This is a genomic window from Streptomyces sp. NPDC088124 (assembly GCF_040685895.1).
In the GTDB taxonomy this organism is placed as follows: domain Bacteria; phylum Actinomycetota; class Actinomycetes; order Streptomycetales; family Streptomycetaceae; genus Streptomyces.
On record NZ_JBFBJB010000043.1, the window covers coordinates 22,648 to 44,953 of the forward strand.

At 74.0% G+C, this 22,306-nt stretch carries 22 protein-coding genes; 11 read left to right on the top strand and 11 right to left on the bottom strand.

What is annotated here, in order from left to right; genetic code table 11:
• Positions 1 to 5: 5 nt before the first annotated feature.
• A complete protein-coding gene (locus AB0P17_RS30265; protein WP_365815710.1) occupies positions 6 to 722 on the bottom strand; it encodes a GntR family transcriptional regulator in 717 nt (238 codons plus the stop codon).
• A gap of 147 nt (positions 723 to 869) precedes the next feature.
• Here AB0P17_RS30265 and AB0P17_RS30270 point away from each other — a divergent pair, with 147 nt between their 5' ends.
• Genes AB0P17_RS30270 through AB0P17_RS30285 form a run of 4 tightly spaced genes read left to right on the top strand, consistent with a single transcriptional unit; the run spans position 870 to position 4,425 of the window.
• Positions 870 to 2,147, top strand: a complete 1,278-nt coding sequence (locus tag AB0P17_RS30270; RefSeq protein WP_365815712.1) for an MFS transporter — start codon at positions 870 to 872, stop codon at positions 2,145 to 2,147.
• Between the two features lie 24 nt (positions 2,148 to 2,171).
• Positions 2,172 to 2,936, top strand: a complete 765-nt coding sequence (locus tag AB0P17_RS30275; RefSeq protein WP_365815714.1) for a 5-oxoprolinase subunit PxpA — start codon at positions 2,172 to 2,174, stop codon at positions 2,934 to 2,936.
• Positions 2,933 to 3,550: a 5-oxoprolinase subunit PxpB gene (pxpB, locus tag AB0P17_RS30280; protein ID WP_365815716.1), complete on the top strand. Its 618-nt coding sequence runs from the start codon at positions 2,933 to 2,935 to the stop codon at positions 3,548 to 3,550. Before AB0P17_RS30275 ends, pxpB begins: the two co-directional genes overlap by 4 nt.
• Complete coding sequence (locus tag AB0P17_RS30285) at positions 3,547 to 4,425, top strand: biotin-dependent carboxyltransferase family protein (protein ID WP_365815718.1); 879 nt, start codon at positions 3,547 to 3,549, stop codon at positions 4,423 to 4,425. The genes pxpB and AB0P17_RS30285 overlap by 4 nt, the downstream gene beginning before the upstream one ends.
• 142 nt (positions 4,426 to 4,567) lie before the next feature.
• On the opposite strand, the gene AB0P17_RS30290 is transcribed toward AB0P17_RS30285, so the two are convergent.
• From AB0P17_RS30290 to AB0P17_RS30300, 3 genes are all read right to left on the bottom strand, one after another.
• Positions 4,568 to 5,422 carry an SGNH/GDSL hydrolase family protein gene (locus AB0P17_RS30290; RefSeq protein ID WP_365815808.1) on the bottom strand — a complete coding sequence of 285 codons (855 nt, stop codon included), beginning with the start codon at positions 5,420 to 5,422 and terminating at the stop codon, positions 4,568 to 4,570.
• Between the two features lie 308 nt (positions 5,423 to 5,730).
• Complete coding sequence (locus AB0P17_RS30295; RefSeq protein ID WP_365815720.1) at positions 5,731 to 6,951, bottom strand: glycosyltransferase; 1,221 nt, start codon at positions 6,949 to 6,951, stop codon at positions 5,731 to 5,733.
• On the bottom strand, positions 6,948 to 8,066 hold the full coding sequence (locus AB0P17_RS30300; RefSeq protein WP_365815722.1) for a glycosyltransferase family 1 protein: 1,119 nt from the start codon (positions 8,064 to 8,066) through the stop codon (positions 6,948 to 6,950). The genes AB0P17_RS30295 and AB0P17_RS30300 overlap by 4 nt, the downstream gene beginning before the upstream one ends.
• A gap of 66 nt (positions 8,067 to 8,132) precedes the next feature.
• On the opposite strand from AB0P17_RS30300, the gene AB0P17_RS30305 reads away from it, so the two are divergent.
• Positions 8,133 to 8,300 carry a hypothetical protein gene (locus tag AB0P17_RS30305; protein ID WP_365815724.1) on the top strand — a complete coding sequence of 56 codons (168 nt, stop codon included), beginning with the start codon at positions 8,133 to 8,135 and terminating at the stop codon, positions 8,298 to 8,300.
• 51 nt (positions 8,301 to 8,351) lie between these two features.
• On the opposite strand, the gene AB0P17_RS30310 is transcribed toward AB0P17_RS30305, so the two are convergent.
• Both AB0P17_RS30310 and AB0P17_RS30315 read right to left on the bottom strand, forming a co-directional pair.
• Entirely contained in the window at positions 8,352 to 9,770 is a 1,419-nt protein-coding gene (locus AB0P17_RS30310; RefSeq protein ID WP_365815726.1) for a HEAT repeat domain-containing protein, read from the bottom strand.
• A 237-nt stretch (positions 9,771 to 10,007) separates the two neighbouring features.
• Positions 10,008 to 10,400 (bottom strand): ankyrin repeat domain-containing protein, encoded by a 393-nt coding sequence (locus tag AB0P17_RS30315; protein ID WP_365815728.1) that lies wholly within the window; start codon positions 10,398 to 10,400, stop codon positions 10,008 to 10,010.
• A 246-nt stretch (positions 10,401 to 10,646) separates the two neighbouring features.
• On the opposite strand from AB0P17_RS30315, the gene AB0P17_RS30320 reads away from it, so the two are divergent.
• Together AB0P17_RS30320 and AB0P17_RS30325 are read left to right on the top strand one after the other, a co-directional pair.
• Positions 10,647 to 10,841 (top strand): hypothetical protein, encoded by a 195-nt coding sequence (locus AB0P17_RS30320; protein ID WP_365815730.1) that lies wholly within the window; start codon positions 10,647 to 10,649, stop codon positions 10,839 to 10,841.
• A gap of 34 nt (positions 10,842 to 10,875) precedes the next feature.
• A complete protein-coding gene (locus tag AB0P17_RS30325) occupies positions 10,876 to 12,495 on the top strand; it encodes a hypothetical protein (protein ID WP_365815732.1) in 1,620 nt (539 codons plus the stop codon).
• Positions 12,496 to 12,573: 78 nt separating this feature from the next.
• On the opposite strand, the gene AB0P17_RS30330 is transcribed toward AB0P17_RS30325, so the two are convergent.
• Entirely contained in the window at positions 12,574 to 14,073 is a 1,500-nt protein-coding gene (locus AB0P17_RS30330) for a PLP-dependent aminotransferase family protein (RefSeq protein WP_365815734.1), read from the bottom strand.
• 253 nt (positions 14,074 to 14,326) lie between these two features.
• On the opposite strand from AB0P17_RS30330, the gene AB0P17_RS30335 reads away from it, so the two are divergent.
• The 4 genes from AB0P17_RS30335 (at position 14,327) to AB0P17_RS30350 (ending at position 17,747) form a co-directional block, all read left to right on the top strand.
• A complete protein-coding gene (locus AB0P17_RS30335) occupies positions 14,327 to 14,923 on the top strand; it encodes a hypothetical protein (RefSeq protein WP_365815810.1) in 597 nt (198 codons plus the stop codon).
• Entirely contained in the window at positions 14,920 to 15,699 is a 780-nt protein-coding gene (locus AB0P17_RS30340; RefSeq protein WP_365815736.1) for a glycerophosphodiester phosphodiesterase, read from the top strand. Before AB0P17_RS30335 ends, AB0P17_RS30340 begins: the two co-directional genes overlap by 4 nt.
• Positions 15,700 to 15,760: 61 nt before the next feature.
• On the top strand, positions 15,761 to 17,107 hold the full coding sequence (locus AB0P17_RS30345) for an MFS transporter (RefSeq protein WP_365815738.1): 1,347 nt from the start codon (positions 15,761 to 15,763) through the stop codon (positions 17,105 to 17,107).
• Between the two features lie 265 nt (positions 17,108 to 17,372).
• Positions 17,373 to 17,747, top strand: coding sequence for an RNA polymerase-binding protein RbpA (locus AB0P17_RS30350; RefSeq protein WP_003959706.1), 375 nt, complete (start codon positions 17,373 to 17,375; stop codon positions 17,745 to 17,747).
• A 146-nt stretch (positions 17,748 to 17,893) separates the two neighbouring features.
• Here AB0P17_RS30350 and fxsA read toward each other — a convergent pair whose 3' ends face one another.
• From fxsA to AB0P17_RS30370, 4 genes are all read right to left on the bottom strand, one after another.
• Entirely contained in the window at positions 17,894 to 18,478 is a 585-nt protein-coding gene (fxsA, locus tag AB0P17_RS30355; protein ID WP_365815740.1) for an FxsA family membrane protein, read from the bottom strand.
• Between the two features lie 71 nt (positions 18,479 to 18,549).
• Positions 18,550 to 19,338 (bottom strand): polyprenol monophosphomannose synthase, encoded by a 789-nt coding sequence (locus AB0P17_RS30360; protein WP_365815742.1) that lies wholly within the window; start codon positions 19,336 to 19,338, stop codon positions 18,550 to 18,552.
• 575 nt (positions 19,339 to 19,913) lie between these two features.
• Positions 19,914 to 21,554, bottom strand: coding sequence for an amidohydrolase (locus AB0P17_RS30365; protein WP_365815744.1), 1,641 nt, complete (start codon positions 21,552 to 21,554; stop codon positions 19,914 to 19,916).
• 108 nt (positions 21,555 to 21,662) lie between these two features.
• Positions 21,663 to 22,103, bottom strand: a complete 441-nt coding sequence (locus AB0P17_RS30370; protein ID WP_365815746.1) for an Lrp/AsnC family transcriptional regulator — start codon at positions 22,101 to 22,103, stop codon at positions 21,663 to 21,665.
• Between the last annotated feature and the right edge of the window lie 203 nt (positions 22,104 to 22,306).

The window sequence follows — 22,306 nt, forward strand, 5'->3', positions numbered from 1 at the left end:
GAACCTCAGTCCTTGTCCGCCGGCTCGTCGGCGACCAGGCCCGCGTACACCTCCACGACCTGCTCGCGCGAGTCGTCCAGATAGGCGGCGAGGAGGCGTTCCGTGCCGTCCCGGTCGCCCGCCTTCAGGGATTCGAGGAGTTGCCGGTTACGGGTGAGGTACGGCTCGTGCAGGGCGCGTGGATCGTCCACGATGTGGAAGGCGAGGCGCAGTTCGGCCAGGACGCCGCGCATCAGCTCGTCGGTGCGCGCGCTGCCTGCGAGGGCGACCAGTTCCCGGTGGAAGTGGATGTTGGCGGTGGAGACGTCCTTCCAGTGCCCCTCCTCCGCCGCGTGCTCCCCCTCGGTGACGGCGTCCAGCAGGCCGCCCAGTTCGAACGGGGGGCCGTCGAGGCCGCGGACGACCGCGCACTGGATCAGCCGGCGGGTGCGGTAGATGTCCTCGACGTCCTGGACCGCGAGGACCCGGACGAAGACCCCCCGGTTCAGCTCGTGGACGAGCAGCCGTTCATGGGTGAGGAGCCGGAACGCCTCGCGCAGGGTGTTGCGCGAGACGGCGAGCGCCTTGCCGATGCTGTCCTCGGAGAGCCGCTCCCCCGGCTGGAAGTACCCCTCGGCGATCCGCGTGCGCAGGATGTCGGCGACCCGTTCCGCCGTGCTGGTGCGGCCCAGCAGCGCGCGGTCGTCCGCCAGTTGACCGAGTCCCGACCCGCTCGTCCCCACAGCGTGCTCTCCCTCGTTCGCCCGGCATGGTGCGTCCATCGTAGAAGAAACCGACAAACCAACATGCCTCTTGTCGGATCGTTGAACAATCCCCTACGGTGTTCTCAGCTCACGGTCCCGGCACACTCACCCTCCTGCGAGGTGCGGATGAGCACGACCCAAGCACGTCTGACCAAGGACGAACTTCCCGAGGACACCGGCGCGTTCGCCTGGCTGCGGGCCCTGGGGCCGCAGGGGCGCCGGGCCTTCGCCGGCGCGTTCGGCGGTTACGGACTCGACTCGTACGACTTCTTCACGCTGCCGCTGTCGATGGTGGCCATCGCCGCCTACTTCAGCCTCGACAGCGGCCAGACCGGTCTGCTCACCACCGTCACGCTGGTCGTGTCCGCCATCGGCGGCGCCGTCGCCGGTGTGCTCGCCGACCGGATCGGCCGGGTGCGGGCCCTGATGATCACGGTGATCACCTACGCGGTCTTCACCGTGCTGTGCGGCTTCGCGCCGAACTACGAGACGCTGCTCGTCTTCCGCGCCCTCCAGGGGCTGGGCTTCGGCGGTGAGTGGGCGGTCGGCGCGATCCTCGTCGCCGAGTACGCCTCGGGGCGGCACCGCGGCCGTACGCTCGGTGCCGTGCAGAGCGCGTGGGCGGCCGGCTGGGCGCTCGCGGTCGTCGTCTACACCCTGGTCTTCCAGTTCCTGGACGCGGACACCGCGTGGCGGGTGATGTTCTGGACGGGCGCGCTGCCCGCGCTGCTGATCGTCTACGTACGCCGCAACGTCAGCGACGCGCCCGCGGCGGCCGAACAGCGCCGCACCAGCGAGCGGAAGGGTTCGTTCACCGCGATCTTCCGCAAGGACCTGCTGCGGACGACGCTCTTCGCGACCCTGATGTCCACCGGGGTGCAGGGCGGTTACTACACGCTCGCCACCTGGGTGCCCACCTTCCTCAAGAGCGACCGCGGACTCACCGTCGTCGGCACCGGCGGCTATCTGGCCTTCCTCATCTCCGGTGCCTTCACCGGCTATCTGACCGGCGGTTACCTCACGGACCGGCTCGGCAGGAAGAAGAACATCGCGCTCTTCGCGGTGCTGTCCGCCGCGGCGATCCTCGCGTACACCAACATTCCGGCGGGGGCCGACGGGCTGCTGCTGGTCCTCGGATTCCCGCTCGGCTTCTGCATGTCGGCCATTTTCAGCGGCTTCGGCTCGTTCCTCAGCGAGCTCTACCCGACCGCCGTACGCGGCACCGGGCAGGGCTTCACGTACAACACGGGGCGGGCCGTCGGCGCGCTCTTCCCGACGCTCGTCGGGTTCCTGGCGACGAGCTGGGGCGTCGGCGGGGCCCTGGTGTTCGGCGCGGTCGGCTACGGTCTCGCCGTACTCGCGCTGCTCGGCCTGCCCGAGACTCGCGGGCGTGAACTGCTCTGACATCGCCGACCGGAAGGTGACTCCATGACCTGGGCGTCCATCGACCTCAACGCCGACCTCGGAGAGGGCTTCGGCCGCTGGCGGCTGACGGAGGACGAGGAACTCCTCTCCGTCGTCACCAGCGCCAACGTGGCCTGCGGCTTCCATGCCGGGGACGCGGCCACGATGCGGCGGGTCTGCGCGTGGGCCGCCGAGCGGGGGGTACGGATCGGCGCCCAGGTCTCGTACCGCGATCTGGCGGGCTTCGGGCGGCGTCCGATGGACGTGCCGTCCGACGAGCTGGCGGCCGAGGTCGCCTACCAGATCGGCGCGCTGGAGGTGTTCGCGAAGGCGGCGGGCGCCCGGGTCGCGTACGTCAAACCGCACGGCGCGCTGTACAACCGGGTGGTGCACGACGAGGAGCAGGCCGAAGCCGTCGTGGAGGGGGTGAGACTGACCGGCGAGCGGCTGCCGCTGCTCGGGCTGCCGGGCTCACGGCTGCACGGCATGGCGGAGAAGGCCGGACTCCCGGTCGTCACCGAGGCGTTCGCGGACCGCGCGTACACCGTGGAGGGCACGCTCGTGCCGCGCGGCCAGGAGGGGGCGGTGATCACGGATCCCGCGACGGTGGTGGAACGGGCCGTCTCCATGGCCCGGTTCGGCGTCGTCACCTCGCTGGGCGGGCAGTCCATCGGGGTCCGCGCCCGCTCGCTCTGTCTGCACGGCGACACCCCGGGCGCCGTCGGCCTCGCCCGGCGCGTCCGCGGCCAGTTGGAGGCGTCCGGCGTCCGGCTGGAGGCGTTCGTATGAGGGTGCTGCCCGTCGGCGAGCGGGCGCTGCTCGTCGAGGTGGCCGACGGGCCCGCCGCCGAGGCGCTCCACGCCGAGCTGCTGCGCCGCCGCGCCGAGGGCACCCTCCCGCCGGTCGGGGAGATCGTGCCCGCCGCGCGGACGGTCCTGCTCGACGGGGTGGCCGACCCGGCCGGCCTCGCCGCGCGGCTCGGCGACTGGGAGAGCACCGGGCCGTCCGTGGCCGAGGGGGCGGTGGTCGAACTGCCCGTCCGGTACGCCGGCGCCGATCTGGCGGAGGTGGCCGCGCTGTGGGGGGTGGCGGAGCGGGAGGTGGTACGGATCCACACGGCCACGGAGTTCCGGGTCGCGTTCTGCGGGTTCGCGCCCGGCTTCGGCTATCTCACCGGGCTGCCCGAGCGGTACGCCGTACCGCGCAGGACCACGCCCCGTACGGCGGTCCCGGCGGGCTCGGTCGGCCTCGCCGGCCCGTACACCGGGGTGTATCCGCGCTCCTCCCCCGGCGGCTGGCGGCTGATCGGGACGACGGACGCCGTCCTGTGGGACACGGCGCGGACCCCGCCGGCGCTGCTCGCGCCGGGGACGCGGGTGCGGTTCACGGCGGTGGACGGGTGACGGACCGCGCCTTCGCCGTCGTACGGCAGGGACCGCTGACCACGGTGCAGGACCTGGGGCGCGGCGGCCACGCCCACCTGGGGGTGGCACGCTCCGGTGCGCTGGACCGGCCCGCGCTGCGGCTGGCCAACCGGCTGGTGGGCAACGCGGAGGGGGACGCGGCCCTGGAGACGACGCTGGGCGGCTGCGCGGTACGGCCCCGGCGCGCGGTCACGGTGGCGGTCACCGGCGCACCGTGCGCAGTCACGGTGGCCGGCCGTCCGGCGGCCTGGGGGGCGCCCGTACGGGTCCCGGCGGGCGCGGTCCTCGACATCGGTCCCGCGGTCTCCGGGGTACGGAGCTACGTGGCGTTCGGCGGCGGGATCGCGGTACTCCCGGTGCTGGGCAGCCGCGCCACGGATCTGCTCTCGGGGCTCGGACCCGCGCCGCTGCGGGACGGCGCGGTGGTGGTGCTGGGCCGTCCGGCGGGCCGGGCGGCGCGCGTCGACGTGGCGCCGGCCCCGGCGCCGCCGGACGAACTGGTGCTGCGGATCCGGCTCGGGCCGCGCGCCGACTGGTTCACGCCCGCCGCGCTGCGGACGCTGACCACGGCGGTCTACCGGGTGTCGTCCGCGAGCAACCGGATCGGACTGCGCACGCAGGGGCCGCCGCTGGAGCGCGCGGTGCCGGCCGAGCTGCCCAGCGAGGGGCTGGTGGACGGGGCGGTGCAGGTGCCGCCCGACGGATGTCCGCTGGTGTTCCTGGCGGACCGGCCGACGACCGGCGGCTATCCGGTGGTCGCGGTCGTCGCGGGGCCGGACCTCGCGGCCGCGGCGCAGGCGGCACCGGGGACGCCGGTGCGCTTCGTGCCGGGGCGGGTGCCGGGGCGGCGCTGAACTCCGGGGCCGTACCTCACTGCTCGTACATCACTGTTCGTGCGTCACTGTTCGTGCGTCACTGTTCGTGCGTCACTGTTCGTGCGTCACTGTTCGTGCGTCACTGTTCGTGCGTCACGCCTTGTACGTCACTCCTGGTACGTCACTGTTCCCTCGGGGCGGCGAGCTGGGCGAGCGCCCCGGAGAGCGCGTGGTCGGCCCGCAGGTCGAGGCGGGCGCTGGTGCCGCGGGCCCAGTGCACGACCTCGTCGCCCGCCAGCCTCAGCAGCTCCGGCAGCAGGTCGCGGCAGCGGCGGGCCACCCATCCGGTGCCGGAGGTCGCGAGCCAGCGCAGTGACTCCCCGCGGGTGGGCGGCGGCCGGTCGGGGTCGAGCGCGGGCGGCGCCCCGAGGGCGAACCCGTGGCCGGCGAGGGACGCGTGGAAGCGCGCCGCGATCATCCGGTGGCCGCGCTCCCCCGGGTGCAGCCGGTCGGCGCTCCACAGTGCGCGGTCGGCGACCCAGGCGGTGTCGGCCATGTGCAGATGGACGGTGTCGTACCGCGCGGCCAGCGCGTGGACGACGGTGTTGAGGGCCCGCTGACGCCGGGCGAGCGGCCGGGCGAGCGGCGCGGGCAGCCCGAGCATGGTGCCGGGGTCGGGCAGACAGGCGGTGAGCAGGACGGTGCCCCGCGCGGCGAGGGCGGCGCAGACGCGGTCGAGGCGCGGGGCGAGGTCCTGGATGTCGAAGGCACAGCGGAGCGTGTCGTTGACGCCGACGACGACGGAGGCGATGTCGGGGGCGAACTCCAGCGCCTCGGGCGTCTGCCGCTCCTCGACGTCGCGGGTGAGGGCGCCGCTGACCGCGAAGTTCCGGAACCATTCCTCCTCCGCGCCCTCCGCGCCCTCCGCGGCGCCGAGGGCGCCGCCGAGCAGCGCGGCCCACCCGCGCCAGCCGTCCCCGTCCACCGGATCGCCGATCCCGGCGGTGAGGGAGTCCCCGAGCGCGGCGAACCGCAGGGGCGTGGCCACGGGGACGGACGCCGGGACGTGCCCCGGTCCTGCCTGCGCGGAGCCCGCCGGTCCGGCCGCCGCCGGTCCGGGGACGCCGGGGCGCCCGGTGCCGCCACGGCGCGGCGTGGGCACCGTGTCCAGCGGTGTCGGCACAGGTTCCGGCCCCGCGGCCGGCGGGAGCGCGTGCGTGGCCGACGGGCGCGCCACGGCGGCCGGAGGACGGGTCACCGCGGCCGGAGGACGCGCCGCCATGGCCGGAGGACAGGCCGCCGTGACGGGTGCTCCGCCCGGCGTGACGGGTCTCGGCCGTGCCGTCATCGCGGGGCCCCGTCGGGGCGTACGGCCGGAGCCGGCGCCGCGGCCGTCGGCACGGGGGACGCCGCGCGCGGGAAGCGGAGCGCCGGGGCGCCGTTCACGGGGGCGTCGTGCGCCGCGAGGAAGGCCGCCACCGCCGTGTCCCAGCCGAAGAGTTCGGCCCGCGCGCGGGCCGCCGCGCGACGGACGGCCTCCGGGCGGGCCAGCAGCTCCTCTACGGCGTCCGCGAAGGAATGCGCGTCGTCCGCCGCCGCCCGGCCCGCGTCCCCGATCACCTCGGGCAGCGCGGACGACGCGCTCGCGACGACCGGGGTGCCGCAGGCGAGCGCCTCCAGGGCCGAGAGGCCGAAGGTCTCGGCCGGGCCCGGCGCCAGACAGATGTCGGCGGCGGCCTGGAGGTCCGCCATGGCGGCACGGTCGCCGACATGGCCGAGGAAGTGCGCGGGCAGCCGCTGCGCCTGGGCCCGGCGGGCCAGCCCGGCGCGCAGCGGCCCCTCGCCCGCGACGACCAGCGACGCCCGTACCCCGCGCCGCCGCAGCTCCGCCAGCGCGTCGAGCGCCGCGCCGGGGCGCTTCTCGACCGACAGCCGGGACCCGAGGACGAGCAGGACATCAGCGCCCCGGGCGTACCGGGCGCGCAGATCCGGGTCGCGGCGCTGCGGGCGGCAGCGGTCCAGGTCCACACCGAGCGGGGCGCGCACCACATTGCGGGCGCCGATCCGCAGGAACTCGCGCTCCGCCCACTCGGTGGTGCAGACGATCCGGGAGTACGCCCAGGCGCTGCGCGCGTTGAGCCGGTCGGCCGCCCGCCCGGCCGCCGCCCCGGGCACGCCCCAGGTGCGCAGCACTCCGTCGGCCGTCTCGTGGGAGACCATGACGGACGGGATCCGGTGGCGCCTGGCCCATTCGCCGGTCCAGCGCAGGGTGGTCCGGTCGGAGACTTCGAGCCGGTCGGGCGCGAGCCGGTCGAGGACATCGCGCAGCGGGCGGCGGGCGGCGAGGACGCGGTAGCCGCCGGTGCCGGGCAGTTCGGGGCCCGGCAGGGTGATCACCCGGCCCTGCCCGGTCTCCTCGTCGGAGGCGCGCTCCCCCGGCACGATCAGCACCGGTTCGTGTCCGGCCGCGCGGTAGCCGGCGCCCAGCGCGTGCAGGGCGGTGCGCAGTCCGCCGGAGGACGGCGTGACGAAGTTGGCGAGCCGTACGATCCGCAGGGCGCTCACGCGACCACCGCCGTACGCGCGCCGAGCACCTCGGCGTAGTGGCCGAGGAGCTGGTCCCCGACGGCGGCCCAGGTCCGGTCCTCGACCGCGGCGCGTCCTGCCCGCCCGTAGGCGGCGCGGCGCGCGGGCGCGTGGGCGAGTTCCCGCACGGCCTCCGTGACGGCGTCGGTGTCGTGCGGGGTGACGAGGAGTCCCGTACGGCCGTGGTCCACGAGGTCGAGCGGTCCGCCCGCGGCGGGGGCGATCACCGGCACACCGCTGGCCATGGCCTCCTGCACGGTCTGGCAGAAGGTCTCGTAGGGGCCGGTGTGCGCGAAGACGTCGAAGGAGGCGAAGGTCCTGGCCAGGTCCTCGCCGGTGGTGCGGCCGAGGAAGACCGCGCCGGGCAGCGCGGTGCGCAGCGAGGTCTCGCTGGGGCCGTCGCCGACGATCACGACGCGGACGCCGGGCAGGCCGCAGACGCCCGCGAGGAGTTCGACGTGCTTCTCGGCGGCGAGCCGGCCGACGTAGCCGACGATCAGTTCACCGTGCGGGGCGAGCCGGCGCCGCAGCGCCTCGTCCCGCAGTTCGGGCCGGAACCGTACGGTGTCGACACCCCGGGGCCAGAGGCTGACCCGGGGTATGCCGTGCTCGGCGAGGTCGGCGACGGCGGCGCTGGACGGGGCGAGGGTGCGGTCGGCCGCGGTGTGCACGGCCTTGAGCCGGCGCCAGGCGGCGGCCTCGCCGGCGCCCACGTACGTACGGGCGTAGCCGGCGAGGTCGGTCTGGTAGACGGCGACGGCGGGGACGCCGAGGCGGGCGGCGGCCGTCATGCCGCGCACGCCGAGCACGAAGGGGCTGGCGAGGTGGACGAGGTCGGCGCGGTGCGCGGTGATGGCCGCGGCGATCCGGCGGCTGGGCAGGGCGACGCGTACCTGGGGATAGCCGGGCAGCGGGAGGGAGGGCACGCGTACCACGGGGCACGGTGTGTCGGTCTCGTCGTCGCCGGCGACGGACGGGGCGATGACGAGGGGGTCGTGACCGCGCGCGGCGAGGTGCCGGGCGGTCTGGAGGGCGCAGTGGGCCACGCCGTTGACATCGGGCGGGAAGGACTCGGTGACGATGACGACACGCATATCCGTGTTGTCGTCGTACCGAACGTGTCCCTGCCAACGTGGATCTTTCCGCGTGGGGAACGTCCCGTGAGCATTGGAAGCGGGGGACGTCCCCCGTATCCGGCGATGTCACCGGGGCCGTACGCGGAAGTGACCAGGACCGTGCGCGAGGAGCGCGCGGCGGACGCGGGCGCCGAGGGCGTGGGGCCCTCGGCGCCCTTACGTCACGGCGACACCGGGGCGGCGACGGGGTGACGGCACAGGGTCAAGCCGTCGCGTCCGGGCCACGGGGCCGGGGCCGGGGCGTCACCTGGCCGCCGCGTCCGGGCCCATGCGGCTGCGTACGGCCGTCTGCACCTCGGCCTCCTCGGCCGGATCGGCGGCGAGCCGCCGGAGCCGGTCGGCCACCCGTACGTCGCCGGTCTCGGCGTGCAGCGCGGCGATCTCCCGGGTGGTCTCCTCGCAGTCCCACAGGCATTCGACGGCGAATCCGGTGGCGTACGAGGGGTCGGTGGCGGCGAGTGCCCGCGCCGTGCGGCCCCGGAGCTGGGAGGACGCCGTCTCCCGGTAGACGTGGCGCAGCACGGGCGCCGCGCAGACGATGCCGAGGCGGCCCGCGCCGTCGACGAGACTCCACAGCCGCGGGGAGTCGGGGCCTTCGGCGCGTACGGTCTCCCGCAGGGCGCCGAGGACCAGAGGGGTGTCCTTCGTGCCGCCGCGGCAGGCGAGGACTCCGGCGGCGGAGGCGCCGAGGGCGTCGGGGCGGTGGATCCAGCCCCGGGCGCGGTCGACGGCCTCGTCGCCGCACATCCGCTCGAAGGCGGAGACCGCGGCGTCGGCGACGGCGCGGTGCGGGTCGCCGGCCGCCGCCTCGATCAGGTCGAGCACGACCGGGTCGCGGGCCTCGGCGAGGTAGTGGAGCGCGGCGCAGCGGGCCCCGCCGGGTCCGCCGCGGGCGGCCTCGACGATGAGCGGGCGGTCGCCGGGGCCGGCGACGGCGGTGAGGCAGCGGGCCGCGGGCAGGTGGAGTTCGGTGCCGCGTTCCAGACCCTGCTGGGCCCAGTCGAAGACGGCCTGGACGCTCCAGCCGGGGCGGGGTCCGCTCGGCCGCATCTGGCGCTGCCAGCGGTCGAAGGAGCCCCGTTCGCCGGCGGCTCTGATGCGGGCGCCGACCGCCGGGCGCGGGTCGTCGGCCCAGAGCCGCCAGGGCCTGGGTTCGAAGGCGTCGCGCACGGTGGACGCCAGTTCGGCGTCGCCGTCGGGGGTGGCGGGGAACCGGGCGAGGACGGGGGTGGCGAGGGCGCGCAGGCCCGTGTCGTCGTCGCGCAGCGCCAGCTCGTCCAGGGCCCACGCCCAGTTGGTGCCGGTCGCGGTGTAGCGCCGGAGCAGGTCGAGCGCGTCGTGCCTGCCGTACGAGGCGAGGTGGCCGAGGACGGCGAGGGCGAGCCCGGTCCGTGACTCGTCGCTGTCGACGTGGTCCTCGGCGCGGAAGAGGTGGTCGTCGATGGCTTCGAGACCGCCGTGGATGTCCAGATAGAGACGGGCGTAGTACAGCGAGCGGTTCTCGACCTGCCAGTCGTGGCGGGGGTCGTTCAGCACGCAGTGGTTGAGGGCGGCGAGTGCCTCTGCCCGGGGTGCGGCGAGCGCGTGCAGCGTGCCGTCGCCGCGGCCCCTCTGCAGCAGGCCGAGCAGCGTGCCGCTCGGCGCTATGACTGGATCGAACATGGGGAAAGCCTCACATCAAGCTGTCGACGCAACCGGGGAGTGTGGTGCCGAAGCCCTCTCGGGCCTGACGCACGTCCTAGACCGCGCGGCAACATGATCGGCCGTCCGTTGTCGTCTTCTGCCTAACGCAGACCATCTTCCCTGCCTCTCGTCGGTGGCCCTCCGTGGGCCCGTCGTCATGATGACCCAGCCATTTCGCCACCGCGACCACATTTACGACGCTGTCCGTCACGACGGTCACCGGGCCCCGAACAGCTCCAGGAGGTGCGTCTTCCCAAACATCCGCGCGGTATCCACCGCGGAGGGGCTGCCCGAGGCCGGATCCGCGCCGCCGGCCAGCAGGGCGCGGATGATCTCGTCCTCGCCCTTGAAGACCGCGCCGGCGAGCGGCGTCTGGCCGTGGTCGTTCACCCGGGCGGCGTCGGCGCCACGGGCGAGGAGTGCCTCGACGGCCGGCAGGTGGCCGTGGTAGGCGGCGAGCATGAGGAGCGAGTCGCCCCGGTCGTTGGTGAGGTTGGCGGGCACACCCGCGTCGACGTACGCGGCGAGCGTCTCGGCCTCGCCCGTCCTGGCCAGGTCGAAGACCTTGGTGGCCAGTTCGATGACCTGGGGGTCGGGGGCTTCGCTCATCGGTGGGACCGCCTTCCGGAGTCTGTGCGGAATGAAGAGTCTGTGCGGAATGAACCGACAGATTACTGCGCGGAGCCCTAAGAGGAAGCGGAGAGTCCGGACGTCCGCCGACGGAGTGGGGACTCACCTGCGCCAGTGCAGTGAAATGCTTAAATCTTCACTCATTTGCACCTTTTGTCGCATAGATACTTTTCGTGATCCTGGAAGGACTCATGGTGACTGTCCGCACGAACCAGGAGAATGCCCATGATTCTGTCCATGTCCGGCGTCGTACTGCTCGGAATCATCGTCTTCCTCTTCTTCCGGAAGGACGGACTCAAGGTGTCGCACGCGATCGTCTGCGCCCTCTTCGGCTTCTACCTGGCGGGCACCGCCATCGCCCCGAGCATCACGGCCGGCGGGGCGAGCCTCGCCGGCCTCCTGGGCGGGATCAAGTTCTGACGCCCGCCCCCTTCCGCACCCCCAGGAGACAGACGTGGCCCGGCGACCACTCCCCCACCTTCCGGCCGGCGGCGGCGAACGCGTCGCGCGCGGGCGCGAGTTGGCCCGTACGGCCGCGGACGGCGCCAGGGACGCCCTCCACCCGCTGATCACGATCGGCCGCGGCCTGCGGATGATGGCCGCGGCGGCGCGCCGGAGCTGGACGCATACGCCCAAGGACCGGCGCGGTCCCGCGCTGTTCCTGGCCGCCGCCTGCCTCCTGCTGGTCGCGCTCCTCCCGTACGGGCCGCCGCTGCTGCTGGTCTCGGTGCTGGGCGTGGCCGGCTGGAGGGGACGGGACCGTCCGCCCGTACGGACCGGGCCCGACGAGGCGGAGCTACGGCGGCTCCGTTCCCTCTACGAGGCGCTCGTACCGCACTTCGCCGTCCCCGAGGACCCGAGTCCGCTCTTCAGCCACGGCGGCGAGTGGAGCACCGCCTTCACCGACCACGCCTTCGACGGCGACGGACGGCTCACCCGGCTCCGGGTCGCCTACCCGCCGTACTTCCCCGACGGCGAGCCCGCCGCACGCGCCCGGATCGAGCAGCTGCTGCACGTCAAATCCGGACGCGGGCGCGAATATCTCTTCGACTGGGACGAGGAGGACAACCTCCTGCTGATGACCGTCCTGCCCCCGCTCCCCACCGACATCGCCGCCCAGTGCTTCGTCACGGCGCCGGGCGAGAGCCTCCTCGGCTTCACCGACGACGACGCGGTGCCGTGCACGATTCCCGTGGCGGCCACCGCCGGGCACCGGAACGCGCCCCCGGTCCTCTGGCGGACCGGGCCGCGCTCCGCCGCACCGCATCTGCTGGTCGCGGGCCATCCCGGCGGCGGCGCCACGAGCCTGCTGCGCTCGCTCGCGCTCCAGGCCCTCCCGGACGCCGACATCCTGGTCGTGGACGGCGGCGGGACCGGCGAGTTCGCCTGCCTGGCCGGGCGTACGGGCGTACTGACCGTGGAGTGCGGGCTCACCGGGGCGCTGGCCGGCCTCGAATGGGCCGCGCGCGAGACCGAACGGCGGCTGATCGAGGCCGACCGCGCCCTCCAGTCCGGCCACCCCGCCCCCGAGGACACCCGCCGCCCGCTGTGGATCCTGTGCGACCGGCCCGGCGCCCTCGGCCATCTCGCGGCGGCCGACGGACGGCCCGACCCGCAGGTCCTGCTCCAGGTGCCGCTGCGCCACGGCAGGGCGGCCCGGGTGACGGTCGTGGTCGCCGAACACCTCGACGCCCTGGGCGAGCTGAGCGAGGACGTGACGGCGCACACCCGCGCCCGGGTCGTCCTCGGGCCCGCCACGCCCGCGCTGGTGGAGGCGGTGCTCGGGGCCCCTCCGCACACCACGCCCACGCCGGACATGCCGCCCGGCCGGGGGTACGTACGGCTCGGCACGGCGCCGGTGCTCCGGCTCCAGGTCCCGGCCACGCCCGACCCGTACGACGACGCGACGAGCGAGCCGCACCGCCGCGCCGTGCTGGATCTCCTGCCTCCCCGGCAGCATTTCCAGCGGTGGGCGTACGGGCAGGACCGGGCGTACGAGCGGGTGCCCGGGCAGGAGACCGAGCCGGAGCCGGCCGTCGGGCAGGTCCCCGCGCCGTCGGCCGCCGAGGGCTGACCGGGCGGGACGCCGCGACCGGCCGCCCCCTGGCCCCGGGGCCGGCCGGTCGCTCAGGCCACGCGAGGCCCGCCGGGCTCAGGCCACGAAGGTGCGCGGCGCGTCCGTGCCCGTGGTCGCGCCCGTCCCGACCAGGTGCGCCGCCGCCGCGAGCCGGGCCGCCGCCTCCACGGCGACCGGGCCGCCGACGGTGAACGGCAGCCGTACATACCCCTCGAACGCCCCGTCGACCCCGAAGCGGGGCCCCGAGGGCACCCGGACACCGACCCGCTCGCCGACCTCCGCCAGCCGGGACCCGGAGAGCCCGCCGGTCCGCACCCACAGGGTCAGCCCGCCGTGCGGCACGTCGAAGCCCCAGCCGGGGAGCTGCTCGCGCACCGCCGCCACCAGCGCGTCCCGGTTCTCGCGTGCCTGGGTGCGGCGCAGCGCGACGGCCTCCTCCCAGCCGCCCGTCCGCATCAGCCAGTTGACGGCGAGCTGTTCCAGCACCGGGGTGCCCAGATCGGCGTAGGCGCGCGCCGCGACGAGGGAGCGGATCACGTCGGGGGCGGCGCGGACCCAGCCGATCCGCATCCCCGCCCAGAACGCCTTGCTGGCCGAGCCGACCGTGAGGACCGTGCTGCCCGCCGGATCGAAGGCGCAGACCCGGCGCGGCATCTCCACCTCCGGGTCGAGGCGCAGTTCGGACATGGTCTCGTCGACGACGAGGACGGTGCCCGCCGAGCGCGCCGCGTCGACGAGCGCGCGCCGCTGGTCCTCGTCGGCCAGCGCGCCCGTCGGGTTGTGGAAGTCGGCGACGACATACGCGAGCCGGGGCGCCGCGTCCCGCAGCACCTGGCGCCAGCGGCCGAGGTCCCAGCCGGCCAGCCCCTCGGCCATGGCGACGGGCACCAGCCGGGCGCCCGCCTCGCGCATGAGCTGGAGGATGTTGGCGTAGCTGGGCGACTCCACCGCGATCCGTTCGCCGCGCCCCGCGAAGAGATGGCAGATCGCGTCGATCGCGCCCATGGCGCCGGTGGTGACCATGATCTGTTCGGGCATCGTCGGAACGCCCAGCGCGGTGTAGCGGTCGGCGAGCATCTGCCGCAGCGCCGGGAGCCCGGCCGGGTAGTCGCCGTGGGTGTGGGCGTACGGCGCCAGCTCGCCCAGCGCGCCCTGGACGCCCCGGGTGAGCCAGGGCTCGGGGGCGGGCAGCGCGGCCGTGCCGAGGTCGATGACGGAGCCGAGCGATTCGGGCGGCAGGGGTTCGAGGCCCCGCGCGGGCAGCGGGTGCCCCGCCGGGACGGCCGTCCAACTGCCCGCGCCCCTGCGGGACTCCAGGAAACCCTCGGCGCGCAGCGCCTCGTAGGCGGCGGCCACCGTCGTACGGCTCACGGAGACGGCGAGCGCCAGTTCGCGCTCGGCGGGGAGGCGGGCGGCGACGGGGACACGGCCCTCCAGGACGAGCAGCCGGATGCCGTCGGCGAGCGCCCGGTAGGCGGGCGGGCGGCGGCTGCCGGGGCCGGCCGGCCGGGGCTGCTGGGCTTGGAGCTGTCGGGCGAGTTGCGACGCCCCGACCGCCGAGGTCCACTGAGCCATGGAAATCAGTCCACCTTCCCGGAATTGGACCTGGTTGTCCGCTGTCCACCCGCCACAGAGTGACACGCATCAGTCCACCATGGCACCAAGGGACGGCACCGTGTCGACTTTCTCGGGTTCATCCGGTTCATCCGGCTCCTCCAGCTCGTCCGGCGCCACAGGCACGCTCGGCGCCTCCGACCCGTCCGGAGCCGCCGGCCCGGGGCCCCGGCGGCTCACCCGACGGCTCTGCCAGCTCTACGCCGGGCTCGCGCTGTACGGGGCGAGCGCGGCGCTGCTGGTGCGCGGGGGCCTGGGGCTGGAGCCGTGGGGCGTGCTGCACCAGGGGCTCGCCGAGCTGACCGGGCTCTCCATGGGGGTGGTCGCGATCGCCGTGGGGGCGGTGGTGCTGCTGCTCTGGATACCGATCAGGCAGCGACCGGGGCTGGGCACGGTCTCCAACGTCTTCGCCGTCGGGCTGGCGATCGACGCGACGCTGGCCCTGGTCCCCGCGGCGCACGGGCTGCCGGCCCGGATCGCGCTGCTGGTCGCCGGGATCGTGCTCAACGGGGTGGCCACCGGGCTGTACATCGCCGCCCGGTTCGGCCCGGGGCCGCGGGACGGGCTGATGACCGGGCTGCACCGGCTGACCGGCCGTTCGGTGCGGCTGGTCCGTACCGCGATCGAGGTGGCCGTCGTCGCCACCGGCTTCGCGCTGGGCGGCTCGGTGGGCATCGGTACGGTGGCGTACGCGCTGGCCATCGGCCCCCTGGCCCAGTTCTTCCTGCGGGTCTTCGCCATCCCCGCGGCGGACAACGGCCGTACGGTGGTCGCCGCCGGGTCACCGGAAGGCGCCATACTGCGGCGGTGACGCGCGAACTCCACCCTTATCTGGACCGGCCCGGCGCGGTACGCCCCGGCCCGATCCCCTTCGCCCACCGCGGCGGCGCCGCCGACGGCCTGGAGAACACGGCCGCCGCGTTCCGCCGGGCGGCCGGTCTCGGCTACCGCTACTTCGAGACCGATGTGCACGCCACCTCGGACGGCCGGCTCGTCGCCTTCCACGACGCGACGCTGGACCGGGTGACGGACGCGCGGGGCCGTATCGCGGAGCTGCCCTGGCACGAGGTGCGCCGGGCGAGGGTGGCGGGCCGCGAGCCGCTGCCGCTCTTCGCCGAACTGCTGGAGGAGTTCCCCGAGGCCCGCTGGAACGTGGACATCAAGGCGGCGCCCGCGCTGGCACCGCTGGTCGAGCTGATCCGCGCCACGGGGAGCTGGGACCGGGTGTGCGTCGGCTCGTTCTCCGAGGCCAGGGTGGCGGGCGCGGCCCGGCTCGCGGGCCCCCGGCTCGCCACCTCGTACGGGGTACGGGGCGTGGCGGGCCTGCGGCTGCGGTCGTACGGGGTCCCCGCCCCGGTCCGCCGCGGCGCCGTGTGCGCGCAGGTGCCCGAATCGCAGTACGGCATCCGGGTGGTGGACGAGCGCTTCGTACGGACGGCGCACGCTCTCGGCCTCCAGGTCCATGTCTGGACGGTCAACGATCCCGCGCGGATGGAGGCGCTGGTCGACCTCGGCGTGGATGGCATCATGACTGATCAACTGGAAACGCTGCGCTCGGTGTTGGCCGCGCGGGGAGCCTGGGGGTAGTGCCCGTGGCGGGTACGGCCGGCGGGCGCGGCGTCCGTACGGGGAGAGCGAGGCAGCGCGGGTGACCGCTGACACGGTGGAACGGGCCGACGGGGCGAAGGCCCTCAGGCGTGAGCAACACGGCTGGTACTTCTACGACTTCGCGTGCTCGGTCTATTCGACGAGCGTGCTCACCGTCTTCCTCGGCCCCTATCTGACCTCGGTGGCGAAGAACGCCGCGGACGCCGAGGGCTTCGTCCATCCGCTGGGCGTCCCGGTGCGGGCGGGCTCGGTCTTCGCGTACGCGGTCTCCGTCTCGATCGTGGTGGCGGTGCTGGTGATGCCGCTGGTGGGCGCGGCGGCGGACCGCACGGGGCGCAAGAAGCCGCTGCTCGCGGCGGCCGCGTATCTCGGGGCGACGGCCACGACCTGCATGTTCTTCCTCGACGGGGACCGCTATCTGCTGGGCGCGCTGCTGCTGGTCGTGGCGAACGCCTCGCTGGCGGTCTCGATGGTGCTCTACAACGCGTATCTGCCGCAGATCGCGGAACCCGACGAGCGCGACGCGGTCTCCTCGCGGGGCTGGGCGTTCGGCTACACCTCGGGGGCGCTGGTCCTCGTCCTCAATCTGGTCCTGTACACCGGGCACGACACCTTCGGCGTCCCGGAGTCGACGGCGGTACGGATCTGTCTGGCCTCGGCGGGGCTCTGGTGGGGTGCCTTCACCCTCGTACCGCTGCGCCGGCTGCGCGACCGGCAGGTGGCGCCGCACGGCGAGGGGACGGTGGGCACCGGCTGGCGGCAGCTCATGGCCACGCTGCGGGACATGCGCCGCCATCCGCTGACGCTCGGCTTCCTGCTCGCCTATCTGATCTACAACGACGGCATCCAGACGGTGATCTCCCAGGCGTCGATCTACGGCTCGGAGGAGCTGGGCCTGGACCAGACGACCCTGATCACCGCCGTGCTGCTGGTGCAGGTCCTGGCGGTGGCGGGCGCGCTGGGGATGGGCCGGATGGCCAGGCTGTACGGGGCCAAACGCGTCATCCTGGGGTCGCTGGCCGTCTGGACGCTGATCCTCGCGGCGGGCTACTTCCTGCCCGCGGGGGCGCCGGTCGCGTTCTATCTGATGGCCGCGGCGATCGGGCTGGTCCTGGGCGGCAGCCAGGCGCTCTCGCGTTCGCTCTTCTCGCATCTCGTACCGAGCGGCAAGGAGGCCGAGTACTTCTCCGCGTACGAGATGAGCGACCGGGGGCTGAGCTGGCTGGGTCCGCTGGTGTTCGGTCTCGCGTTCCAGCTCACCGGGAGCTACCGGGATGCGATCATCTCGCTGGTGGTCTTCTTCGCGATCGGTTCCGTGCTGCTGGCGCGGGTGCCGGTCAAGGCGGCGATCGCCGCCGCGGGGAATCCCGTACCGGACCGGATTTAGACGTTGAAGTGAAAGGGCGGTAGTGTACGCGTTTGGCCTGCCAGGCGGACCGTTACTGCGTACTCAACCAATGAAATCGCTGGGTGACATCTCCTGTTAGATGTGACAAACCGGGCGCCGGTGGGTACGCAACCCTTGATAAAGCAGCGGCACGACGGACGAGGCATGACCCGCAACGGGAATCTTTACCGCCGACCGAACGTTGACCGGATGACGACGACAGCGACACCTGTCCTGTGGGCGACAAGCCCGGGAGGCACGATTCATGAGTGAGCGAGCTCTCCGCGGCACGCGACTCGTGGTGACCAGCTACGAGACGGACCGCGGCATCGATCTGGCCCCGCGCCAGGCGGTGGAGTACGCATGCCAGAACGGCCATCGATTTGAGATGCCGTTCTCGGTGGAGGCGGAAATTCCGCCGGAGTGGGAGTGCAAGGCGTGTGGCGCCCAGGCACTCCTGGTGGACGGGGATGGCCCCGAAGAGAAGAAGGGCAAGCCTGCGCGTACGCACTGGGACATGCTCATGGAGCGGCGCACCCGCGAGGAGCTGGAGGAGGTGCTGGCCGAGAGGCTGGCGGTCCTGCGCTCCGGCGCCATGAACATCGCCGTGCACCCGCGGGACAGCCGGAAGTCCGCCTGACCGCGTAACCGCCGCACACGACAAGCGCACGACAGCACACGCCGCGGGCCACGTCACACGAACTGTGTGACGCGGCCCGCGGCGTGTCTGTCTCCGACCCTCCCCGGTTACGCAAGGTCACCGGGGAGATACGGTCACGGCATGGGTCACGGGGTCAGCGGCGGGCGCGGGCCCTCGTCCTCGGGGCGCCGCTCGGGCGCTTCGTCCTGCTTGATGACCTCGCCCTGGACGACCTTGCCGTCGGGCCGGCGCATCCGCGCCTGCTGGAAGGCGTCACCCAGGGTGCCGGGGCCCGCCGCGTTCATCCGGCGCTCCAGCGAGCGCTCCGCGTACCGGCCGAGCCCCTTCCGTACCGGCGGTACGAGCAGCAGCAGGCCGAGCACGTCGGTGATCAGCCCGGGAATCATGATCAGCAGGCCGCCGAGCATGAGGAAGCCGTTGCCGGTGGAGCCGGTGGCCGCCTCGGGCTCGGCGGCGGCGCCGGGGCGCTGCTGCCGCTGCAGCGTCTCGGTCAGGTTCTGGAAGGCGCGGCGCCCGGCGCTCTTGATCACCACGGCGCCGAGCACGACCGCGCCGACGAGCAGGAGCAGGACGGTGAATCCGCCGGCGGCCTCGGCCACCACGGTCAGCAGCCAGATCTCCAGCACCAGCCAGACGGCGATGGCGAGCGGGAGGAGGGTGCGGGCGCGTGAGCGCTTGGGAACGGGCCGGGGCGAGTGCGCGGTCGTCATGGTTCCAGTGTGCCTGGGCGCCGGCCGTTACGGCGGGCCGGGGAGGCCGTAACGATCATGGGGGGCCAGGGTCAGGCCGCGGGGCCGTTCGGTCCGGCCGGTTTGCGGCCCAGCAGCCGGTTCGCCCGGGACTCGACGCCCCAGGCGGTGACCCGCCACAGCGCCTCGACGAGGATGTCCTTGCTCATCTTGGAGTCGCCCAGCTCGCGTTCGACGAAGGTGATGGGCACCTCGACCACATGGCAGCCGGCGTCGACGGCGCGGCGGGCCAGATCGACCTGGAAGCAGTACCCCTGGGAGGAGACGGCGTCGAGGCCGAGCCCTTCCAGGGTCTCCCTGCGGAAGGCCCGGTAGCCGCCGGTGACATCGCGGATCGGGACGCCGAGCAGGACCCGCGAATAGGTGCTGCCGCCGCGGGAGATCATCTGGCGGGTCCTGGGCCAGTTGACCACGCGCCCGCCCGGCACCCAGCGTGAGCCGAGCACGAGATCGGCGCCCTTGAGCGCGGTCAGCAGGCGGGGCAGCTCCTCGGGCTGGTGGGAGCCGTCCGCGTCCATCTCGACGAGGACCCCGTAGCCGTGCTCCATGCCCCAGCGGAATCCGGCCAGATAGGCGGCGCCGAGCCCTTCCTTGCCCTTGCGGTGCAACACCTTGACCTGGCTGTCCTCGGCGGCCAGCTCATCGGCGATCTTGCCGGTGCCGTCGGGGCTGTTGTCGTCGGCGATGAGGATGTCGGCCGCCGGTACGGCCGCGCGCACGCGGGAGACGATCGGCGCGATGTTCTCGGCCTCGTTGAAGGTCGGGATGATCACCAAGGCTGTACCGAGCGGGCCGTACCGCCTCTGGCCACCGTCGTTCACTGCTGCCCCTTCATCGCCGTACGCAGACGCCTCAGCTTAGCGAGCGGACAGGGGCCCCCGAGCACGATGGTGGCCCGGTGTCGGACGAGTTGAGAGGTGATGTCCGGAGATGAGGGAGGGGAACGGCCGGCCGTGGGCTCCCGTACGGAGCGTGAACACCCGGGGCGGGGCTGCGGACCGGGACCCGGCGTCCTTCGGGCCGACCTGGGACCCGCTGGCTGCGGATCGACCGAAAGCCGTTGTCTACTGAACGCCGGGGCCCCGTCCGGGTCGCACCTGCCGGCCGGCGGAAACCTTCCCTCGCCTCCGATACGCGGGCGCTGGACCTGGCTCCCAGTGGTGGTGCGCCGGTGCGGCACACCGCCCCATGGCCCAGCGGCGTTCGACGACGTGCGTGGAGGTTGCCGGACGGACGTCCTGTGGTGGACCCGGCCGAACCTACCCGCCGGTGACGGCTCGCTGTCAATACCCCTTTGACCTGCGAGATTGACCCGAAACACCAGGTCAGTGCGGAAGATCCGCAGGTCGCGGCCGAGGCCGGAAAGCATCGGTCGGCGGTACGAAATGTCCCTACGTCACTCGTTCGGGCCCACGAAGACGGTCTGCCCGCCGACCACCGTCCGCAGACACACGGGCAGCGGACGCCCCGGCGTGAGGTCCGGCAGGCCCGGCGTCCCGGAGCGCGGGTCCGTCGACCAGCGCGCCACCCGGTCGTCGGGGGCCTGGACGATCAGTTCCTCGGTCCGCCAGAGCGCGTAGTCGGCGGGGGCGCCCGGCACCAGGGTCCCCGCGTCGTCGCGCCCGACGGCCCGCCAGCCGCCCCGGGTGTGGGCGGTGAACGCGGCCCGTACGGAGATCCGGTGGCCGGGGGTGCGGTGGAAGGCCGCGGCCCGGACCGTCGACCACGGGTCGAGGGGGGTGACCGGGCTGTCGGAGCCGAGGGCCAGCGGCACCCCGGCGCGCAGCAGCGCCGCGTACGGGTTGAGCGTACGGGCCCGTTCGACGCCGAGCCGGCGCGCGTACATCCCCTCGTCGCCGCCCCAGGCCGCGTCGAAGGCGGGCTGCACGGAAGCGGTGAGGCCCAGTTCGGCGAAGGCGGCGACGGTCTCCGGGGTGAGCATCTCGGCGTGTTCGACGCGATGCCGGGCGGCGCGGATCCGGGCAGGACCGAGGCGCTCGGCGGCGGCCCGTACCCCGGCCACGACCGTGCTGATCGCGGCGTCGCCGATGGCGTGGAATCCGGCCTGAAGTCCCGCCTCCGTACAGGCGGTCACATGGGCGGCGACGGCGGGGGCGTCGAGATGCGCGATGCCGGTGTGGGCGGCGTCGGCGTACGGCTCGTGCAGGGCGGCGGTGTGCGAACCGAGCGAGCCGTCCACGAAGAGATCGCCCGCCGCACCCGCGGCGCCGAGCTCCCGGACGCGCCGGGCCCCCTTCTCGTCGCTGACCGGCTCCGCCCAGTAGCCGTGGACCCGCGGCCCCGGCTCGTCCCGGGCGAGCGCCAGCAGGGCGGTGAAGTCCTCCTCGTCGGAGATCTCGGGACCCGCGCACTCGTGGAGCGTGCCGATCCCGAGGGAGGCGGCCCGCAGCCGGGCGGCGCGCTGCGCCTCGGTGCGCTGACGGGCGCTGACGGCACCGTGGGCGGCCGCGCGTACGGCGTGGTGGGCGGCGGCAGTCAGGGGCCCTTCGGGGCGGTATCCGGCCAGGGAGGTGACGCCGGGGACCAGGTCGAGCAGAGCGGTGGTCACGACGGCCGAGTGCACGTCGACCCGCGGCAGGTAGAGCGGCCGGCCCCCGGCGGCGTCGTCCAGTTCGGCGCGCGCGGGAGCCCGCCGCTCGGGCCACCGCTCGGCGTCCCAGCCGTGCCCGAGCAGGATCCGCTCGTCCGGCCGCGCCGCGCTGTACGCCCGTACGAGCGCGAGCGCCTCCGCGAGGCTCGCCGCGCCGGACAGGTCGAGCCCGGTGAGCGCGAGGCCGGTCGCCGTGGTGTGCACATGGGCGTCGGTGAAGGCGGGGGTCACGAGCGCGCCGTCCAGGTCGACGACCTCGTCGGCCCCGGCGACGAAGGAGTCCGCGGCCCCCTCGGAACCCACCCAGGCGACATGCCCGCGCTCCACGAGCATGGCGGTGGCGAACGGGTCGGCGGGGCTGTGGACTTCCCCGCGGCGCAGCAGCACGGTGCGATGGTCGGCCGGGGAGGCGGTGCGATCACTCATGCCCACCAGTCTCCCCTCTTTTCTGGGGGCTCGGTGCGCCTCCGGGGCGCTGCGCGTCGACGCCGGCGGTCGACCGTGGCTTTCACCGCCCGGAGGCGAACCGAGCCCTCAGAAATGCGGCGCCCGGGATTCGTAGGGGGTGGAGAGGACCACCGTGGTGCGGGTGGAGACCCCGGCCAGTGAGCGGATCCGGGTGAGGAGGTGTTCGAGTTCCACCGGGGCGGAGACCCGGACCTTGAGGATGTAGTTCTCGTCGCCCGCCACGCTGTGGCACGCCTCGATCTCGGCGATGCCGGCGAGCCGGTCCGCGATGTCGTCGGGGGCGCTGGGGTCGAAGGGTTTGACCGAGATGAACGCGGTGAGGGGCAGGCCGACCGCCTCGGGGTCGACCACCGCGGCGTAACCGCGGATCACCCCGCGCTGTTCCAGGCGGCGTACCCGCTGATGTACCGCCGAGGTGGACAGGCCCGTGGCCTTGCCCAGGTCGGTGTAGCTCATCCGGCCGTCCTTGACGAGCAATTCCACAATCTGTCGATCCAGCTCCTCCATGCGGATCAACCTATGGCCACGGGGCCGTTCCGGCACAGTCGGAGCGGCGCCGCGCCCGGCGGGAGGGCCGCTTCCGCGCGCACCTGCGGCTGGCATGTGACGAAGACCACAGAGCTGTGGCCGTGTCCGTCGAGACCTTACGGTTACCTGGCGCGCGCGACGGGAAGTGCTTGCTGTGGTCGAGACCACACGAGCCTGGTCGG